Source organism: Peribacillus sp. P4_C12, assembly GCF_056402095.1.
Genome location: NZ_JBFUIB010000996.1, coordinates 1 through 861, shown reverse-complemented (window position 1 = coordinate 861; position 861 = coordinate 1). Strand labels below are relative to the sequence as shown.

Annotated in this window: 1 pseudogene; it reads left to right on the top strand. The window is 36.1% G+C overall.

Features of this window, described 5'->3' with window-relative positions:
* A pseudogene (locus AC1DUW_RS30795) lies at positions 1–343 on the top strand (RNA helicase); the annotation flags it as partial.
* Positions 344–861 lie beyond the last annotated feature (518 nt).

The following is an 861-nucleotide window of genomic DNA, read 5'->3' as shown; positions in this document are numbered from 1 at the left end:
TATCCGGCAGTGGCTAGAGACGGTCGAAGCCATAGCCGAGAGCAGCAATCTACCAGATCCAATCATCAAGACAAGGAATCTAGAGGAATTGGAACTTTCCTATAAAGCCATAGGTCTACATCTTTTATTTCTATACCGAATGGGAAGAAGAACTGAAGCCATTTATTGGGAACGTGTCCGTGAAGAGATCAGTGATGGTGTTCATGATCAGTTAAAAGATGAAATGATTAATTATCAGAAAAAATGCAAGCGATGTGGAAAAAAGTTGCCGGATAGCTTACGGTTTCAAATTTGTGACGCATGCTATCATAAGGGTCAAAGAAGAACACACAGACCCAAATAACTGAACTTGTTTAAGGAAATTGGCAACTGGTGAATTTTAGAGACAGATCAACCCGAATAAATGCACCTTTATATGGCGTCGTTATTCGGGTTGTTGTTCATAATCTGATTTTTTTCCTTCCTCAGTTGGTAAAGCCCCCTGACCTTGACCTGTTAAATATTTTGATCCCTAATTCCCCTTCAAATTGCTCAATATGCATGGATCTTTCCCTGTATCCATATATATATTTTATTATGAATCCTTCCATAAATAGATCCCGCTCAATCACTATTGATAACGCTCCTAATTTTAAATGGGACCAATTACTCATAATTAAATACTACAACCATGTGATATAATAGTCAATTATGATTTATAAAATTCAAATAATTCAAATAAATCAAACATAATAGAGGACGTCTCCCTGATACATCTTCGACTTCTCTAATAAAGTCTAGAAGACTTGTCAGACCTTCAAGTTTATGTGCTACTTTAAAGCTCTTTTTGTATGGCTTCTTTTTATCCAAGAATGATTGAAC